This is a genomic window from Peribacillus sp. NJ4 (assembly GCF_030348345.1).
Lineage (GTDB): Bacteria > Bacillota > Bacilli > Bacillales > DSM-1321 > Peribacillus.
Map to the genome: position 1 here is coordinate 1,407,987 of NZ_JAUCFQ010000001.1, position 16,209 is coordinate 1,424,195.

The 16,209-nt window shown below is 40.9% G+C and carries 17 protein-coding genes; 6 read left to right on the top strand and 11 right to left on the bottom strand.

Features of this window, described 5'->3' with window-relative positions; all coding sequences use genetic code 11:
• Positions 1 to 2: 2 nt before the first annotated feature.
• Positions 3 to 1,487, bottom strand: coding sequence for a spore germination protein (locus QUF94_RS07065; protein ID WP_289315232.1), 1,485 nt, complete (start codon positions 1,485 to 1,487; stop codon positions 3 to 5).
• A complete protein-coding gene (locus QUF94_RS07070) occupies positions 1,462 to 2,616 on the bottom strand; it encodes a GerAB/ArcD/ProY family transporter (RefSeq protein ID WP_289315233.1) in 1,155 nt (384 codons plus the stop codon). Before QUF94_RS07070 ends, QUF94_RS07065 begins: the two co-directional genes overlap by 26 nt.
• A gap of 180 nt (positions 2,617 to 2,796) precedes the next feature.
• On the opposite strand from QUF94_RS07070, the gene QUF94_RS07075 reads away from it, so the two are divergent.
• The 5 genes from QUF94_RS07075 to QUF94_RS07095 all read left to right on the top strand — a co-directional run bounded on the left by QUF94_RS07075 (position 2,797) and on the right by QUF94_RS07095 (position 6,617).
• On the top strand, positions 2,797 to 3,315 hold the full coding sequence (locus QUF94_RS07075; protein ID WP_421156266.1) for a YfiT family bacillithiol transferase: 519 nt from the start codon (positions 2,797 to 2,799) through the stop codon (positions 3,313 to 3,315).
• Between the two features lie 36 nt (positions 3,316 to 3,351).
• The gene (locus tag QUF94_RS07080; protein WP_289315235.1) at positions 3,352 to 3,864 is read left to right on the top strand and encodes a GNAT family N-acetyltransferase; all 513 of its coding nucleotides are present in this window, start codon (positions 3,352 to 3,354) and stop codon (positions 3,862 to 3,864) included.
• A gap of 23 nt (positions 3,865 to 3,887) precedes the next feature.
• A complete protein-coding gene (locus QUF94_RS07085) occupies positions 3,888 to 4,373 on the top strand; it encodes an SRPBCC family protein (RefSeq protein WP_289315236.1) in 486 nt (161 codons plus the stop codon).
• Positions 4,374 to 4,976: 603 nt separating this feature from the next.
• Positions 4,977 to 6,227, top strand: coding sequence for an MFS transporter (locus QUF94_RS07090; protein WP_289315237.1), 1,251 nt, complete (start codon positions 4,977 to 4,979; stop codon positions 6,225 to 6,227).
• A gap of 192 nt (positions 6,228 to 6,419) precedes the next feature.
• On the top strand, positions 6,420 to 6,617 hold the full coding sequence (locus QUF94_RS07095) for a hypothetical protein (protein ID WP_289315238.1): 198 nt from the start codon (positions 6,420 to 6,422) through the stop codon (positions 6,615 to 6,617).
• 139 nt (positions 6,618 to 6,756) lie between these two features.
• Here QUF94_RS07095 and QUF94_RS07100 read toward each other — a convergent pair whose 3' ends face one another.
• Together QUF94_RS07100 and QUF94_RS07105 are read right to left on the bottom strand one after the other, a co-directional pair.
• Positions 6,757 to 6,981 carry a hypothetical protein gene (locus QUF94_RS07100; protein ID WP_289315239.1) on the bottom strand — a complete coding sequence of 75 codons (225 nt, stop codon included), beginning with the start codon at positions 6,979 to 6,981 and terminating at the stop codon, positions 6,757 to 6,759.
• A gap of 478 nt (positions 6,982 to 7,459) precedes the next feature.
• Entirely contained in the window at positions 7,460 to 7,873 is a 414-nt protein-coding gene (locus tag QUF94_RS07105) for a HesB/IscA family protein (protein WP_289315240.1), read from the bottom strand.
• 365 nt (positions 7,874 to 8,238) lie between these two features.
• On the opposite strand from QUF94_RS07105, the gene QUF94_RS07110 reads away from it, so the two are divergent.
• The gene (locus QUF94_RS07110) at positions 8,239 to 9,441 is read left to right on the top strand and encodes a C40 family peptidase (protein WP_289315241.1); all 1,203 of its coding nucleotides are present in this window, start codon (positions 8,239 to 8,241) and stop codon (positions 9,439 to 9,441) included.
• Positions 9,442 to 9,446: 5 nt separating this feature from the next.
• Here the strand turns inward: QUF94_RS07110 and QUF94_RS07115 are convergent, their stop codons facing one another.
• From QUF94_RS07115 to QUF94_RS07145, 7 genes are all read right to left on the bottom strand, one after another.
• Positions 9,447 to 10,076, bottom strand: coding sequence for a poly-gamma-glutamate hydrolase family protein (locus QUF94_RS07115; protein WP_289315242.1), 630 nt, complete (start codon positions 10,074 to 10,076; stop codon positions 9,447 to 9,449).
• 83 nt (positions 10,077 to 10,159) lie between these two features.
• On the bottom strand, positions 10,160 to 10,309 hold the full coding sequence (locus QUF94_RS07120) for a CapE family protein (protein ID WP_176474433.1): 150 nt from the start codon (positions 10,307 to 10,309) through the stop codon (positions 10,160 to 10,162).
• 69 nt (positions 10,310 to 10,378) lie between these two features.
• Positions 10,379 to 11,962 (bottom strand): gamma-glutamyltransferase family protein, encoded by a 1,584-nt coding sequence (locus QUF94_RS07125; RefSeq protein ID WP_289315243.1) that lies wholly within the window; start codon positions 11,960 to 11,962, stop codon positions 10,379 to 10,381.
• A gap of 74 nt (positions 11,963 to 12,036) precedes the next feature.
• Positions 12,037 to 13,311, bottom strand: a complete 1,275-nt coding sequence (locus tag QUF94_RS07130; protein WP_289315244.1) for a CapA family protein — start codon at positions 13,309 to 13,311, stop codon at positions 12,037 to 12,039.
• Positions 13,312 to 13,321: 10 nt separating this feature from the next.
• On the bottom strand, positions 13,322 to 13,771 hold the full coding sequence (gene pgsC, locus QUF94_RS07135) for a poly-gamma-glutamate biosynthesis protein PgsC (RefSeq protein ID WP_063232582.1): 450 nt from the start codon (positions 13,769 to 13,771) through the stop codon (positions 13,322 to 13,324).
• A 15-nt stretch (positions 13,772 to 13,786) separates the two neighbouring features.
• Positions 13,787 to 14,968 (bottom strand): poly-gamma-glutamate synthase PgsB, encoded by a 1,182-nt coding sequence (pgsB, locus tag QUF94_RS07140; RefSeq protein WP_289315245.1) that lies wholly within the window; start codon positions 14,966 to 14,968, stop codon positions 13,787 to 13,789.
• 769 nt (positions 14,969 to 15,737) lie between these two features.
• Positions 15,738 to 15,950, bottom strand: coding sequence for a hypothetical protein (locus tag QUF94_RS07145; RefSeq protein WP_289315246.1), 213 nt, complete (start codon positions 15,948 to 15,950; stop codon positions 15,738 to 15,740).
• Between the last annotated feature and the right edge of the window lie 259 nt (positions 15,951 to 16,209).

The window sequence follows — 16,209 nt, forward strand, 5'->3', positions numbered from 1 at the left end:
CCTTACTGCCCCTTTCTGGTCTTATCGTTGGCTGCCAATGATCGCTTGCTAATGGAATTCCATGGCCTCTTTATGAATGCATCCAGGATTTTTGTAATTCTTGGTGGGTTCAGCCCGCCAATATAAGAAACCCCGAATGATTCAAGCCTGGATAATAAAGTGACAATTGAGAGTAAACCGATTATCATGCCATAGATTCCATAAATGCAGCTTAGTAACAACACAAACATACGTAAAATTGTTACGGCACCTGTTAAAGACTGGTTTACAAGGGTATAAGATGCGACAGAGGTTACGGCAGTAACCACAAGCATGGTTTGTGAAGTCAGCCCGGCCCTTATCGCGGCATCACCGACAATGAGACCGCCTACAACTGCAACTGTCTGTCCAACGGCTTTAGGTAACCTAACTCCGGATTCACGGAATAATTCAAATAAAATGAGCATGAGAATGAATTCCATGGTGGCAGATAAGGGGAGTCCCAGCCTTGAAAGGGTTATGGTGGCTAGTAACGGAAACGGCACCTGTTCAATATTGAAAGCTGAAATGGATATCCAAAACCCTGGCAATAAAATGGTAATACCAAGCCCCATAAAGCGAAGAAGTCGCTCAAGGCTAACAAAAAGATAAGGGAGATTCGAATCTTCTGCGGTTTTTATTTGCAATAGTAATGTAGAAGGAGCTACGATTATCGTTGGCATACCGTCCACGATTAGAATGAATCTTCCTTGATTGAGTGCTTCCACTACAAAATCAGGGCGACTCGTATAATGAGTGAGTGGAAAAATACTATATTTACTGTTTGTAATCAATTCCTCCAATTGTTGGCTGCTAACCAATATATCAATATCAATGTTATTAATTTTCGACCTTACATTGTTAACCAGTTCTTTATTGATGATGTCATCCATGTACATCAGTCCGACTTTCGTTTGACTGCGTCTGCCAACGATAAAGTCTTCATAGGCAAGCGATTTGGTTTTCAGCCGCTTTCTGATTAAAGCTGTATTGATGGATATGTCCTCGACAAATCCATCTCTTGGACCTCTTACCGAGACCTCGAAGGAAGACTCCTCAGGCTGCCGGTTCGGAACATTGGACAAATTTATTGAAAATAAATCTTGGGTTGATGGTATGAATAATAAGGCATACCCAGAGAAAATCAGCTGTTGGACGTTATTGAATTCGCTATCAATGGTTACTTTCGTCAGATCTATCAAGGGTTTTAGCTTGTTGATTGCTTCTTCTTCATCGATTCTCTCATCCAATTCCATCATCTTGTTTAACTTTTCCAAAATTCCCTCGTTCAATAAGCTGATATCGGCCATACCCGAGCAATAAAAAATAAGGACAGGAATAAGTCTTTCGGTTTCTCCGATATAAATCGTGTCAAACATGATATCTGAGCTTGAACTGAATAACTCCCGAAATGTCTCCTCCCTTAATTCAGGCGGGGGTGGTTCATTTTTGGATCGTTTCATTCGCATGTCGTTTACCCTCCTTAGAACTGATGAAAGTGCCGATAAACAAAAAGGTGGACAAAAGTAACAGGAAATAAAAAGCGCCAGGATAGTAGAATGTCTGACTTACATGTAAGAACTTGAAATTACTGAATGGTACGATGGAGATGACGACCATAAGAAAGCCTACAGCGAAAAGGATTCCGAGCTTCATATTATTAGTTTTTCCTTTAAAGACTTCCGTTATTAAGAATAACGCCAGTGAAACACGAATATAGGCTCCTGCAAGCCATTGATAAATGGAAAAGAAGTCTGTATGTTCGATATATTTACCAATTGTCAGCAACCGCCATTGTTCATAGGCGGGGTACCTCATGACTTCTGCTAAGGTCGGTCCGAATTCAGCAATTGCAGCTGTTAATGGGCCAAGAAGTAAAAACACTAATCCGAGGCATAAGAAAAACAATGATTTCCAACTGAGCTTATCAGAAAGTTTTTCCTGAAAAAAGGCGATTAAAATCAGTTCGGCAAGGCCATAACCAGTATATTGAAAGGTTTTAACGCCATGAAAATAGCCATTCTCGAAAAGGGGAAGGAGGTGGCTGTAGTCTTTTGTCGGTATATTTCCGGTCGCAACGAAAATCCCAAGAATGACGACTATTGGTAATAATACAGAAGAGCAAATGGCGATGGAGCGCATGCCTGAATGGGCAAGGAAGATGCATAGCAGTGTAAACGGAATGATAATGGCTAAACTTGGGGTTTCAAAAAGAAAGCTTGTAGTGATCCAATCAATCGTTTCCTTGGTTGTTGCCAATACAAGGCTAATCAGATAAATCACAATAAAGAATAAAGCGATATTTTTAATAGGTTTCCCAAATCTATTTTCAAGCCAATCCGTCAGTGATTGATTATTCATATTCTTGATTATCCTCGATAATATGTAGACCCAAATCGGTATTATTCCAATAGTAAGGATGGGAAAAAACCAAGCATCCCTTCCGCCGGTGGATAGGAGGAAAGGGATCAAAATAACGTGATCAAGAAGGCCGATTGATAAAAAGAAGATGCTAAGGGTTTGTATCGAACTGATTTTCTTCAAGATGATCCTATCCCCATTTCCATTGTTTAAAGATTGGATTGATGCACATGGCATTCTTTTGTTAGGGTTGCTAAATGTGGAAATAGTATACGTGATAATGATATGGATTAATATTCCTGAGGATCAATGAAAACAGGATTGCAAGCCAAGAATTGCCGGTAAAAAGGGTTTGTCTCAATCGATAAAGAATATATATTGGATGCTATTTTTATTGAACATCAAGGGGGAATGAAGATGGATTTAAGATACCCGATAGGAAAGTTTCAGTTTGACGGGGAAATTACTAATCTTGTGGCCGAGGGATGGATCAGGGAGATTGAAGCTTTGCCTGGGATGCTGCGGGAGACAGTGGGTAACATGGATGATGAACAGCTTGATACGGCTTATCGACCTGGAGGATGGACAGTCCGCCAAGTGGTGCATCATGTTGCTGATAGTCATATGAATGCGTATATTCGCTTTAAATTGGCCCTTACGGAAGAAAGTCCGGTCATTAAGCCGTACGAAGAGGGGCAATGGGCAGAGATGTCTGATTATGATTTGCCGATTGGAATTTCTCTATCACTGCTCGAAGCCGTACATATCCGAATGTGCAAACTTTTATCTGGTCTTCATGCAGACGACCTGATCCGAACTTTCATCCATCCTGATTCGGGAGAGGTGACGGTCGGTGAAAATATAGGCATTTATGCATGGCATGGACGCCATCATCTTGCTCATATTACTTCTTTATCAAAGCGCCAGGGATGGTGAATATATATTGTATTTCCTGAAAGTGAGGTGAATACTGTGAGTACTGATGTGAAAGTCGAACAATTAACATCGATCGGGCACCATCTTAATGAGCTTTCGGACCTTTTGATGCAAGTTGTGGAAGATGGCGCGTCAATTGGTTTTTTGCCTCCCATGAAACGGTCCGAGGCCATTGACTATTGGGAGAATGTCATTAATCCTGATGTGATTCTATTTGTCGCTAAATTACATGGGAAGATTGTCGGGAGTGTACAGTTACATTTATGTACAAAGCGGAACGGCGGCCATCGGGCGGAAATCGCAAAATTAATGACACATACTGGTTATAGGCGAAAAGGTATAGGCCGTTCACTCATGCACCAGGCTGAGGAGAGTGCCAAGCAGGAGGGGCGGACATTATTGGTCCTTGATACAAGAGAAGGGGATCCTTCTAATTTCCTGTATAATTCATTGGGATATATTCAGGCAGGGAGCATTCCTGATTTTGCGAAATCTGCAAATGGTGAATTCCATCCGACCATTTTTTATTATAAAAATATGATTGGGTAACGAAATTGAATGGGGGAATCTACGTGCAAGCAGTAATCGAAAAAGAAGGTAAAGGAATCATCGCAAGATTCGATCGCCAGCTCCATCATTCGGTGGAAAAGGTATGGGGTGCTTTAACGGAGAATGATAAGTTGGAAAAGTGGATGTCCAATCTGGAAATAAAGGACCTTCGAAAAGACGGGAACATAAAATTCAATTTTAATGATGGGTCAGGGGAATCCTTTGATATGAAGATAAGGGATTTCCGGGAATCTGCCGTTTTAGATTTTGAATGGGGGGACGGCTGGGTTCGTTTCGAGGTATCCACTGAAAAGGATGGATGCTCATTAGTATTGAAGGAATCCATCACGCCGGTTAATGATCATACATCAAAAGATTTGGCAGGCTGGCATGTTTGCCTCGATATGTTAAGTGATTTACTGGATGGTCAATATCAGGACTTTCCAATGGGTGAATGGGAAAAATGGCATAAGGAATATACGGCCGCCGTCAAACGATTGGATGGATGAATGGAATGCAGGTGGTTACATAAGACGGCCTTAAACCGAAGTGATGCTTCTGCTATGAAGGAAGTTTTTTGTTGATATTCCAGTTGGTGCCATGTTAATATAATTTTAACTTTTAAGAAATGGAGGTTTTCCTTGTGACATTTATCAGACTGCGTTTCCTATCTTTGAACCGTTAATTGAATACGTTCAAGTGCTCTGCATGTCCGCAGGGTAAATGGGAATGGTCTGTCTATTTTTAAGGAAACCTTCATTTTACGATTTGTGAAAAAAGTTGGGACGATTCTATCCTCTTTTTTTGCTGTCCAGCTGAAGCTAAAACCTTTGTAGATCAAGGGCTTTCGCTATTCAAGCTGGTTTTTAAAAAATAGAAAAAGATTATTAAGGGGAGAAACTCCACTTATCCAAGAGAGGTTATTTTGGATTCGTGTCATTTCTCCATTTAATTGACCAAACCGAAGGCCAGTGAGGGATTATTGTTTTCCGTGATGATCAGTTCCTCTCAGGTTTCCGTTAGATAGGTTTTTATCCATTTACTCTAAACACAGGCAGATAGCCTGTGTTTTTTTTGGGGCATTATTAAAAATGGAATGGGGTGTTTGTAAGATGGAATCATTAAATGAAAAAGTAAAGGAAAAGTGGAAAAAGAATATCATTCTCTTTCTAGGCAGTCAGACCATATCGCTCTTTGGATCGTCCTTGGTTCAGTATGCCATCATGTGGTATATCACATTGAATACACAGTCGGGTGTCATGATGACGATATCCATCGTTTGTGGTTTCGTGCCTACCTTTATATTATCGCCAATCGCGGGAGTATGGGCGGATCGCTACAATCGGAAGATGCTGATCATACTTTCGGATTCATTGATTGCCTTTTCAACCCTAATATTGGCCATCTTGTTTTTAATCGGATACGATGAGCTTTGGCTACTTTTCGTCATGTCAGCCGTTCGCGCAATCGGAACTGGAATCCAAACTCCGGCTGTCGGGGCCATTCTTCCGCAGCTTGTGCCGGAGGATAAGCTTACTAAGGTGAACGGGACAAATGGAAGCATTCAAGCGCTCGTGATGCTCGTCTCCCCCATGGTGAGCGGAGCGCTGCTTACGATGGCTTCAATCGAGACCATTTTCTTCATAGATGTGATCACTGCTGCAATTGCCATCTTCACATTACTGGCATTTTTGAAAATTCCAGCCCATGCGAAGGCATTACAAAAGCAAACAACCAGCTATTTCACCGATTTGAAAGAAGGATTCAGTTATATCAGAAATCACGACTTTCTTAAGAAGTTCTTTGTTTTTTTCGCGTTTTTCTTTGTGCTAGCCGCACCTGTTGCATTTCTTACACCGCTACAGGTCACACGCTCTTTCGGGAATGATGTTTGGCGGTTGACTGCGATAGAAATCACCTTTGCCATCGGTATGATGCTAGGCGGGATTTTCATGGCTTCCTGGGGAGGCTTTAAAAATAAGATCCATACGATGACACTTGCGAGCCTTATGATTGGGGCTTGTACATTCGCGCTTGGAATCATCCCCGTTTTCTGGATTTACTTAATCATCATGGGAGTAGTCGGATTGGCGATGCCCATCTTTAATACGCCGTCCATGGTCTTATTACAGGAGAAAGTCGAGGAGGATCTTCTCGGGAGGGTTTTCGGTGTTTTAGGGATGATCTCGACTTCGATGATGCCGCTGGGCATGCTTGTATTCGGACCGGTATCCGATATCATTAAAATTGAATGGCTGCTTATAGGAACTGGTGTATTGTTGTTCATTCAAGGTTTTTTCTTACTGGGAAGCAAAGTGTTGATCGAAGCTGGAAAACCGATTACGAAAGATTCCCCCGAATAAAGGGTACACAGAATGCCTGGTCAGGATAAAGGACGGCAGTATTACAGGGTTAGCTGAAAAGGACTTGTCTTAATTGGATGTTGTGAATATAAAAGGTTATTAGATAGTGGGCAGAGCTCTTGTGGAAAGGTAATTGGCGGATCGAGGTGGAATCTGCATGAAAGTCAACATTAGACCGGTAAGGGGGAAAAGATGAATTCTTTGGGAAAATTATTTAATTGGATGGTAGTTATCGGAGTGATTCTGCTAATAGGGCGACTGGTTACGGTGGTATTTTTATTTCTGGACATTCCATTCACGACTTTTTTTAAGGACTACAGTCTCATTTCAATCATCATTTTAATAATAGGTGCAATTGGTCAGCAATTCACCAAGCCGGATAAAAAGTAAAAGGAGTTATCACCTTTCCTTCTCACGGAAATGATCAGCTTCGAATTCAAAAGACCGGCATATTCTATTGTCGGTCCCAGAATGCAGTCAAACTCGATGAAAATCGAGTTTGACTGCATTTTTTCATTTGGAAAACGTTTCAATTGTTTTCAGAAATCCGCTCCCTTTCGCCGATTGTCTGCCAAGCCTCCTCGCCGCAAGCGGCTAGCCAGTTATTCGGCAGGAGTGTCGCAAATTTCTTCAATTTAAAAGAAAAACAAAGTTGATTGGAACGGGTAGGCGAGACTCCCGCGGAAAGCGAGTGCCCTACGTTCCAATCACGTTTAAAATGTACATCATTTTCTCGGATCATTTTCACTGGCATTCATTTCATGTTTAATTTCATTCATTCTGTTTTTCGCAGCTTACACAGTTAATAAATGATTTGGAGCATACGCTGGGGGAATTCCAGAAAAAGAACTAGGGGATAACATAAACGCTGCAAAAGGGGAGGCCACTAAAGTGGTTTCCCCTTTTTTGTTGTATGGCCATTTTATCATTCTGCAGGCATTTAACCCTGATTCGCTGAACGTTGCATTTCTCTTTAGTGGATAAAATCACTAGAAGTACAAAAGTACAATTTAGAGGGACTGGTCAAGTATCCATGCTTTTTTTACGAAGGGGAATAATATATAGGAATCGGACAAGTAGGCTCCAATGGCTCAAGACCCAAAAAGCGGGACTATTTTTGGGTTTGTCATGACAAGGAGGGTCATACCAATAACATATTAAAGCGGTGTATATGCCATAGATTCATAGAAATGTGGGGAAGGCCATTTAAGCTTTCCCCTTGTTTACTTTTGCTAGATGATGGGTGATACCAATGGATTCGGGTTCCTGATCAAAAATCCATCGCCTTCGTAATCAATTTCCGTTTGATCTGTAAAATGGGAGTCCGATGGATCTATCAACATTTTTATATCATGTAAAATCAGTATTTCCTCGTGCTCCTTTTTAGAGATTGCCAAACTTAATGTGTAGTTCATTTGGTTACAGCAAGGTCTGTGTATGCCAAACCTCACATACGTTTCCCCTCCCAAACTATGTTGCATATCTTTAAGTGCACGCTGGGCTTTCTCTGTCATTTTTATCAAGATGTTCACTCCAATATCGTTAGGCTCTTCATAGGGCACCCGTATATGTACAACTTTATCATGACCGGGAAAAAAACCGATAACATTCTTATCTTTGGATGTTTCCAATGTAACTTTACCCATATGATTGCACGATTAATAAATGAATAAATTGCGCTGTCCCATAATCTTCTTTGAATCTTCGATTTCCAAAAGTATATCCACTATGAACCTTTTTCTATCTCCATTACCTTACATTTAAAGGATAAATGCAAACAGTAGGTATAATGGTTTGTTTTTAGGCCGTTTGATAAACGATGGTCAAATAATAGGCTAAAGGTTTCGGTTTATTCACCGATAATACACTCGTGGTGGGCATTAAGGTATATTTCCTGAGAATGATGATAGGGTAAAAGGTTTATATAGAACTGGTTCAGCTTCTTATAATGGAGTATTTATTGGGAAATCGTAAATTTTAAAATATTTGAGCGTATAAAGGAAGGGTTTAAATGTTTAAAGGGAAATTAAGCGTTATAGTACTTTCATTGGTATTCATGGTTAGTTTCACTTTTTTACCTGGTTTAAAGGTCGAGGCGGCAGATCGTGTGCATACTGTGATTTCTGGCGAAACGGTAGAATCGATTGCCGATACTTATGATATATCGGTAGAGCAATTAATGAAATCGAATGGTTTACCGGATGATAAGTTATTTGTGGGACAAAAGTTGACGATCATTCTAACGGATTATACTCCTTCCATCTATCAATGGTCGGAGAGAGGAAAACAAATAGCGAACTATGCGAAATCCTTTATAGGGTTTAAAAAGACAGCTGGAGAGGAGACGCCTGAAAAGGGGTTTGATTCGAGCGGATTGATTCATTGGGTGCTTTCCCAGCAAAATGTGCCGGTCGACCGTTTGACAGTAGATGGTTTTTATAAGCAAGGGATGGATACAGCCACTCCGAAAACTGGGGATATTATATTCTTTCTGGAAAAAGACAGCTTAAAAGTCGTGACTGCGGGTATTTATGTCGGCGAAAACCAATTTGTCAATTCTGGATATGGTGCAGAAACGGTTCAGGTGAGATCCACTACAGAAGATTACTTTGCAAAATACCAAGTGGCGTACAAAACATACACGCCTAAAGGGGAGCATATCGTCCAAACGGGAGAAACGCTTAATAGTATATCGGAGAATTACAGCATTTCCATGAGTACGATCAAAAGCCGTAACGCGTTAAGAACTGATGAGTTGATGAAAGGGCAGTATCTTCAACTATACAGCAACCCGTTATATCCGTTTTATGTAAACCAGGAGGCTGCATATGATAAAGCATATGATGTCATCAAGTATGCATATACTTTACGCGGATTCACTTATGTTTTCGGGGGAGAAGATCCGATGATCGGAATGGATTGCAGCGGATTCATTTATTGGGTCATGAAGGAGCAGGGCCTTTCAGTAAAACGGGATTCCGCAGCGGATTACTTCTCATTGGTGCCCAAAATCGAAAATCCAAAGGCAGGGGATTTAGTGTTTTTTAGGGACACAGGAACTAGGCTAGGTGTGACCCATGTAGGTATTTATCTAGGTGATGGCCGTTTTCTCAATACAACGGAAAACACCGGCGTTCATATCTCCAATCTTTCGTCAGGTTATTTTGCCGAGAAATTCGAAAGCTTCGGTCAAGTTGAAAGCCTCATCGACTAAGAAGATCATTCAATCTCTTTATATGCTAGAGTCGCTTTTTCAATGGCAGTAACGAACTGTTTAAAAAGATCACATGGATTGACCCTGTTCTTACTAGTAAAGTCATCACCTTTGAAAAAGCTTTTTCTAAGCTTTGTGGAAAGTTCCAATTGCACGCCTGCACCCGTTTTGGATGTGTTGGTGATGTTGTTTCCTTTCATGCCTGAAAGGTACTGCGGTGCATGAACAGTTTGAAATCCAGCTTTGTTGAGGCATTGCTGAATAAGGTTCTTATAGGGTTCGTTCCTTCCGCCAATGTAAACCAGCGCATTATTTACATCGTAGTGGCCATGGATGGAAAGGGTGGTCTGTGCGTTCGCTGCCATTGAAACGCCGATCGGTTCATTAAACAAGCGGGATGTTATATGGAGGACCTGGTTGCCCCTTGGTTTAAGTCCTTCGAATAGATAGGTGCTTGCACAAAGTCTCTCTCCAAGTGCGGCTGCAATCTCGCTGGTTCCCGGTTCGATGTTCCCGCCATGTATGGCTAGAACTGCAATATCAGGATTCCTATGATGAACGATGATGCGGTAATCGAGGTCTTCTTGTTCATTTTGCTGCAGTTCAAAAAAATCAGTATAGTTATTTTCAATCATGGTTATCCCCCATATCTCTAGTGTATTTCATCTTCCATACCGTTGACGGCAAAAATAAAAAAAGCGGGGATGCCCCAGCTTTTTTATTCTTCGACAGTCGTATATTGTTCTATTTTCTTTTGCTCGTCGGGTGTTAAAGTTTCTGTCCGTTTAAACGTATTCATGGTCACAAGCAGGGCTGCTACAAGAAGAACAGGTATAACCCAGCTTGTTATTTTTTTTACGATATTCATATTCAAAATCCCCTTATACATCGATAAAATTCATATGATATTTAGAAAAGGAGGGGTTGGATTGCACTTTTATTGCTGAGCTTTCCAGCTTCCATTTCTTCTTTTATCCCCAGCTCCGGATAATCGTCCATTTTTCTCGTTTTTAACGAGAACTTGAACCCCGCCATAATACATGGGGGAAATCTTCTGGATGACTTCATATCCTGAATCTTCCAAGTTGGATATCATTTCATCCGAAAGCCTGGATTCCGTATAAATCTTCTTTCCATCAAAGACGAACCGATTACGGTCGACGATATCCTGAAATGAGCCTTCATTCTCTGTATAAGAATAAAGGACCTGCATCAATATTTGCGGAATCCTATCACCGCCTGGTGAGCCGATCCCAATCGATTCCTGCCCTGGTTTCTTGAGAATGGTAGGAGCGGTGAAAGTTCTTGACCGTTTATATGCCTCTTGAGAGTTCAAGCCGGACCGGAAATTTTTCAATTGATCGTTAAGGAAAAATCCATTCGTATAATCACCAGATCCGAAAAAGTTACTGAGCGTATTTGTTGTGGAAACGACAGTGCCATACTTGTCCATGATCACAAAGTGTGTCGTACTCTCATGTTCTTCGGAGCCATTCGATTCTTTATCTTCCCATTTTTCACTTTTGATCTTACTTTTAAGATTATCCAAGTGAATGGGGGAGAGCAATTTTTCCGCCTTAGAGTGACTTATTCCATCTCCAATGTGGTCGGACCGATCTTGATAAGCAGTATCTGTGATGCCCCCCAAGACTTTCATATAAGCTGATTTGCTTGAAGAATCACCTAGGTTCATTTCCTCCGCCAGTTTTAACATTTCAAGAACTGTGATTCCTGAAAAGGGTGGAGGGGCGGTAAAAACATCATAACCGGCAAATGTTCCTTGGACCGGCTTATGTTCTTTCACCTCATAGCGCTTTAAATCCATCAAGTCGATATCTGATTCTCTTTTAATATCTCGCGCAATTTCCCCTTTATAAAAACCATCAGGACCATCCTTTTGAATCTGCTTCAATGTTTCAGCAAGTCTTTCTTGGACGAGGGTTTTTCCTGGTTCAATGGCATCACCATCAGGATAAAAAAGTGAAGTCGCATCGGAAGATATCCTTGGCTGAGCTGATTCTAAGCGTGATGATAACGATTCGTCGACTTCAAATCCGCCTTCAGCCAACTCTATCGCCGGCTGAAGAAGATCTGCCATTGGTACGCTCCCATACTTATCACTTATAACCTGCATGCCGGCCACTAAGCCTGGAATCCCTGTATCGTGTCTCGAACTCGGGTCTTCTGGAGAGGATTCACGATAATCGATAAAATTGGGATCGCCGGATTCCGGGGCAATCAGCATACCGCCGCCGCCACCCACGCCAGATCCATAAGGTTCAACTACACCTAATACATAAGATACGGCAATGGCAGCATCCGCCGCCGTTCCGCCGTTTTCCAATATATCCATCCCGACATCTATTGCGATTGGGTTTGAAGAACTGACCCCATATGATTGAGCGTTTTTACTATCTATCGGTTCATTCGTGTCAGAAATAGGGGGTGTCTTCGAACATCCAGCAATAGATATGAGCATGCTAAGGGATATAATCACTTTTCTCGTCATACGGTTAATCATCGGTTGATCCCCCTTTTCGTTGAGCTTCTAAGTTGTGTGTCTTTTTTCTTCACGTAGTAGTAACAAAGCGTTCTTTACTGAATGGGTTGTATGTCCTGTTGTTTAGCTTGTGCTGCTTTTTTCTCTTGTACAGCTTTCTTTTCCATTGCTGCTTTCGCTGCTTTTTCTTCTTGCTCACGTTGTGCCTTATGGTCGATTATCTTCTTGTGATCCAAGGTAATCTCGATGCGATCCTCTTTTTTCGACCATTGGGCTTTTTCACTCGTTTCTTTCGTCAACTGACGGTAAACACGTGATTTGTCGATTGAAGAGGTAGCTGGTCTTGGTGTGGCTTCTTCAATTTGCAGTGGAACGACATCGATTGTAGCTTTGCCGTCTTCCGCTAAATGGTATTGAACCATGGCTGAATCCTTTGTCCGTGTCCAGCCTTGATCGAATATGAAGTTTCCTAAGCTATAGAAAATGATTCCATCTTTATAAACATCAAACGATTGAAGTACATGGGGGTGATGGCCGATGATGATGTCAGCCCCCGCATCGATGATAGCTTTAGCCAAGTCTTTTTGCCGGGTGGTTGTAGATGTTGAATACTCTTGCCCCCAGTGCATATTCACGACAACCAAGTCTGCGTTGCCTTGCTTGTCATCACTTGCTTTTCCGATCATTTCAAATAATAAATCAGGGTTGGAGTTCAATAGGCCGGCTTGATTATGTTTTGGCACGGCATCCTTACCGTAAACATCTGTGAAGCCAAGTGTTGCGACACGAACGCCATTAACATCCGCATAGTCGATGCTAGCTTTAGCATCCTCAGTGTTCGACCCAACACCGACATAGTGCATGCCCGCATTTTTGAATTCATCAATCGTGTCAAGGAGTCCCTGTTCTTCAAAGTCCTTCATATGGTTATTGGCCAAAGTCATCACAGAGAAGCCAGCATCTTTAACGGCTTCAACACCACTAGTATTGGAGTTTAAATGGATGGGCGTATCTGCTTCCTTGTAGTTGGCTGCCTCTTCTTTTAAAGCTGGGTGTTCATAATTCCCACTGACATAGTCCGAATCAGAAAAATAGGGCTTCATATAACGGAAAAGGTATTCATATCCGTGCCTATCCGTCACTTCTTCAACATTACGCCCCATCATTACATCACCGACCATGGTCATCGTCAATGGTTGCTCGGATTTTGAAGCGGTTGTTTTCACTTCCTCAGCCCGTCCCATCCAAGTGGTAATGACTAAAGCGATCAGTAATATAGGTAGTATGATTCCAGTGTATTTAAGATTCTTTTTCTTCGTACGTTTAATAAAGATAAGTGTTTTTTCTTTTGCATTTAAAGTCCGTTTCATTTTTTGCACCTCAGAATAGGTAGTACACGTTCATTAATCCGAAAGTCAAGCCGGATAATAAAAGCGTGCTGCCAAGTGTCAATGGCATTCCTTGTCTTTGAATGGTATTCGCTATCAAACCGGGAACGATTATACCGATTCCCCGAAACTCGAATATTTCAAATGGCATGACGGGGTAGACGAAGTCCAATAGGAGTTTCAAGCAGATCCCTGTCACCATCATGGCTGCGAATTTTCTTCTTCCATATAAAATCACCCATCTTGAAAGGCCGTGAGTGACGATTAAATAAGTTACGACACTAATGATCAGGATGGTCAGCATGATTTCCCATTGATCAAATACCAATGCCAAATAACCTGGCACAATAAGTCCTGCGGGTACGACACCCGTTTTTTCTGAAAATATAAGGCTAAGCGTTACTCCCAGCACTAGGGCTACATATAAATCCGATCCAAACATTAAGGTTCCTCCTACTTAACTCGCTTTTTGCTTTGTTTTAGATTTCATGAATGCTTCAATTAATGGTTCCGCTGCACCGTGAATATTCCCGACACCGTAGACGATTCGATTTTTCATCAATGGGCGGAGACGTGCCACGATTTCTTCAGTTGACCAGTTTTCTAAATCCCAATATTCTTTTGTATCCAATTTACCTTGCTCGAATGCCTTTGTGATCGGTGAAGTGGTTTCACCAATGGCAATGACGATTTCAGATTTTATGTAAGGCAATACATCTCTTGCAAACTGCTCTGTACGGTCCACACGGTCGGCACGGCAGTTCATGATGACGATAGGAGGTTCTGTGCTGTATCCGAACGTATTGACACGTTCCCAGATGTTCAGCGTCGATGATGCGTCATTTGCAGCAAACCCATTGACAAAGAAAGTTGGCTGGATGGAATCCCCGAATTTGGTGATCCTCATGGCACCTGGATCGGGATGCGCATTTAACATGCCGCGAAAAGCCGTTTTCTCATCGATGCCCAAAGCTTCTGCAACGGCCAACGCCAGTGACGCGTTATCCGGAAATACCATATAGTCGAATTCGCGTAAGAATTCTTCCGAAATTCTTGAATTATCAGCAACGATCACTTTAGAGTTGCGTTCTTTGGCAATTTGCTTGAAAAAGTCCAAATATTCACTTTCGATGGTTATTAAGTGACCGTTATAGGGTATGGTAGCAGTGAAAGCCTCTGCAACCTCATCCAAGGTCGGTCCCATGACATCCATATGGTCTTCCAATACATTCACGATGACCCCAATGTTTGCTTGGATCATTTTATTTTGGAAGATTAGTTGATAGTCAGGCTGAACGGCCATACATTCACAAACCAGTGCTTCCGTGCCTAAATCGGCAACTTCTTTAACTACACGCCTTTGTTCTCCAATGTTGGGTCCTTCTGGGCGGCGTTTAATCGGTTTTTCTTTGTCGGTAAACCAATAGATCATTCTTGCTGATGTTCCGGTTGTTTTACCTACAGTTTTGTACTTAGCTTCCTGGATCACCCCTGTAATTAGACGCGTTACAGTTGATTTCCCTCGAATTCCATTCACATTCACACGTACCGGGATGGAGTCGAGACGCTTCTGATGGCGTTTTTGTTCGAATATGCCATAGCCAAGCAAAAAGATCGCACAAATAAATATTGGTGCCATTTTTTAACCTCTCTTTTTTTAAATATTTGATTTACTGAATACACACTACATGATTTTAAACTTAATAGGCAATAGTCAATTATTCTATTGTAATATAGTTAATGTCAGCTTTTTCAAATAAATGTATATAGAAGTGTAATAGTATCTAAAGGGATAAAATGCTTTATGAGTACAAAGAAATGGCTAAAAAACACGTAAAACCTTGGAATTTTACACTAAAATATGGAAAGTGTAATAAAAGCTCATTTTTGAACAGCATCAAAATAGTTTCATGAGCATTTGAGCCCAATTCATAATGGCTATATTTATATAATTAATTGTTTTTAAAAGTGAGGTTTATTACAGAATGGTAATTGTTTATACCCATTTATTTGACCTAAATGTAACAATATTTATGCATCTGTCATTCAATGTAAGATATTGTATCTATCGACTCAATTAGTTGGACTCTTTTGAATATGGACAAAGATGAGTAAAAGAACACATCTCTTTTTTTTGTTATTTTTTGGTTTTTTCATTGAAAAATACCCATGGGTCTAAAAATGATCTTTTCCTTAAACATGAAATAAACTAAAGTTAATCCAATTTTTTTAAAAAATACCTAGTTTCTTCTATTGATATAGTGTTAAAAGAAGAATGAAAAATAGAAAAAGCCCAGATGTATATCTGAGCTTTCGGCTTATATATTTTAAATGAATCCGAATGGGTTATAATCCCGTTTGTGGGTTAGGAGCTACAACATTAGTGGCTGATTATGGAAGGGATCTGTTTAACTGGATTTCTTTCTGTCGGAAATCTCAAGGTTGGAGCCTTTTTTACCGCCATCAATTACATAAAATCTAGGAGCTAATCTCCTTTTTCCTTGATTTTCAGGATTCATCTTCATATAATTTTCGTATTCTTTGCGAAAGAATTCTTCGGTTTCCCGTTCCATTGCTTTGCTTTCGTTAAAATCTGCGATGAATTTGAAAAAACGTTTCATATGAATTCCTCCTTATGGGGTTAAAAGGTCTTAGTTTAATAGTGACATATTGTTAGTGAAGTTTAACCTTTTTTTCAATTTTTTAGAAAAAGTTATGATTTTGTGTGAATAAAGTTGTGAATGGTGTGGTTTGAATGAAAGTATGTAATGGATAGGTACCCGTGCATTGTGTTGAAATGAACTGTCCGGATCAAGTGAATCCGTGTACCGGGATTTGCGGTAAGCAGGTATTGGAAATGATGATTATTGCAGTTAAATT

What these genes read in the sequence shown, in the direction of transcription:
- QUF94_RS07065 (WP_289315232.1), bottom strand. Translation starts at nt 1,487, where the DNA reads ATGCGAATGAAACGATCCAAAAATGAACCACCCCCGCCTGAATTAAGG.
- QUF94_RS07070 (WP_289315233.1), bottom strand. Translation starts at nt 2,616, where the DNA reads ATGCCATGTGCATCAATCCAATCTTTAAACAATGGAAATGGGGATAGG.
- QUF94_RS07075 (WP_421156266.1), top strand. Translation starts at nt 2,797, where the DNA reads ATGGATTTAAGATACCCGATAGGAAAGTTTCAGTTTGACGGGGAAATT.
- QUF94_RS07090 (WP_289315237.1), top strand. Translation starts at nt 4,977, where the DNA reads ATGGAATCATTAAATGAAAAAGTAAAGGAAAAGTGGAAAAAGAATATC.
- QUF94_RS07095 (WP_289315238.1), top strand. Translation starts at nt 6,420, where the DNA reads ATGAATTCTTTGGGAAAATTATTTAATTGGATGGTAGTTATCGGAGTG.
- QUF94_RS07100 (WP_289315239.1), bottom strand. Translation starts at nt 6,981, where the DNA reads ATGCCAGTGAAAATGATCCGAGAAAATGATGTACATTTTAAACGTGAT.
- QUF94_RS07105 (WP_289315240.1), bottom strand. Translation starts at nt 7,873, where the DNA reads ATGGGTAAAGTTACATTGGAAACATCCAAAGATAAGAATGTTATCGGT.
- QUF94_RS07110 (WP_289315241.1), top strand. Translation starts at nt 8,239, where the DNA reads ATGTTTAAAGGGAAATTAAGCGTTATAGTACTTTCATTGGTATTCATG.
- QUF94_RS07115 (WP_289315242.1), bottom strand. Translation starts at nt 10,076, where the DNA reads ATGATTGAAAATAACTATACTGATTTTTTTGAACTGCAGCAAAATGAA.
- QUF94_RS07120 (WP_176474433.1), bottom strand. Translation starts at nt 10,309, where the DNA reads ATGAATATCGTAAAAAAAATAACAAGCTGGGTTATACCTGTTCTTCTT.
- QUF94_RS07125 (WP_289315243.1), bottom strand. Translation starts at nt 11,962, where the DNA reads ATGATTAACCGTATGACGAGAAAAGTGATTATATCCCTTAGCATGCTC.
- QUF94_RS07130 (WP_289315244.1), bottom strand. Translation starts at nt 13,311, where the DNA reads ATGAAACGGACTTTAAATGCAAAAGAAAAAACACTTATCTTTATTAAA.
- pgsC (WP_063232582.1), bottom strand. Translation starts at nt 13,771, where the DNA reads ATGTTTGGATCGGATTTATATGTAGCCCTAGTGCTGGGAGTAACGCTT.
- pgsB (WP_289315245.1), bottom strand. Translation starts at nt 14,968, where the DNA reads ATGGCACCAATATTTATTTGTGCGATCTTTTTGCTTGGCTATGGCATA.
- QUF94_RS07145 (WP_289315246.1), bottom strand. Translation starts at nt 15,950, where the DNA reads ATGAAACGTTTTTTCAAATTCATCGCAGATTTTAACGAAAGCAAAGCA.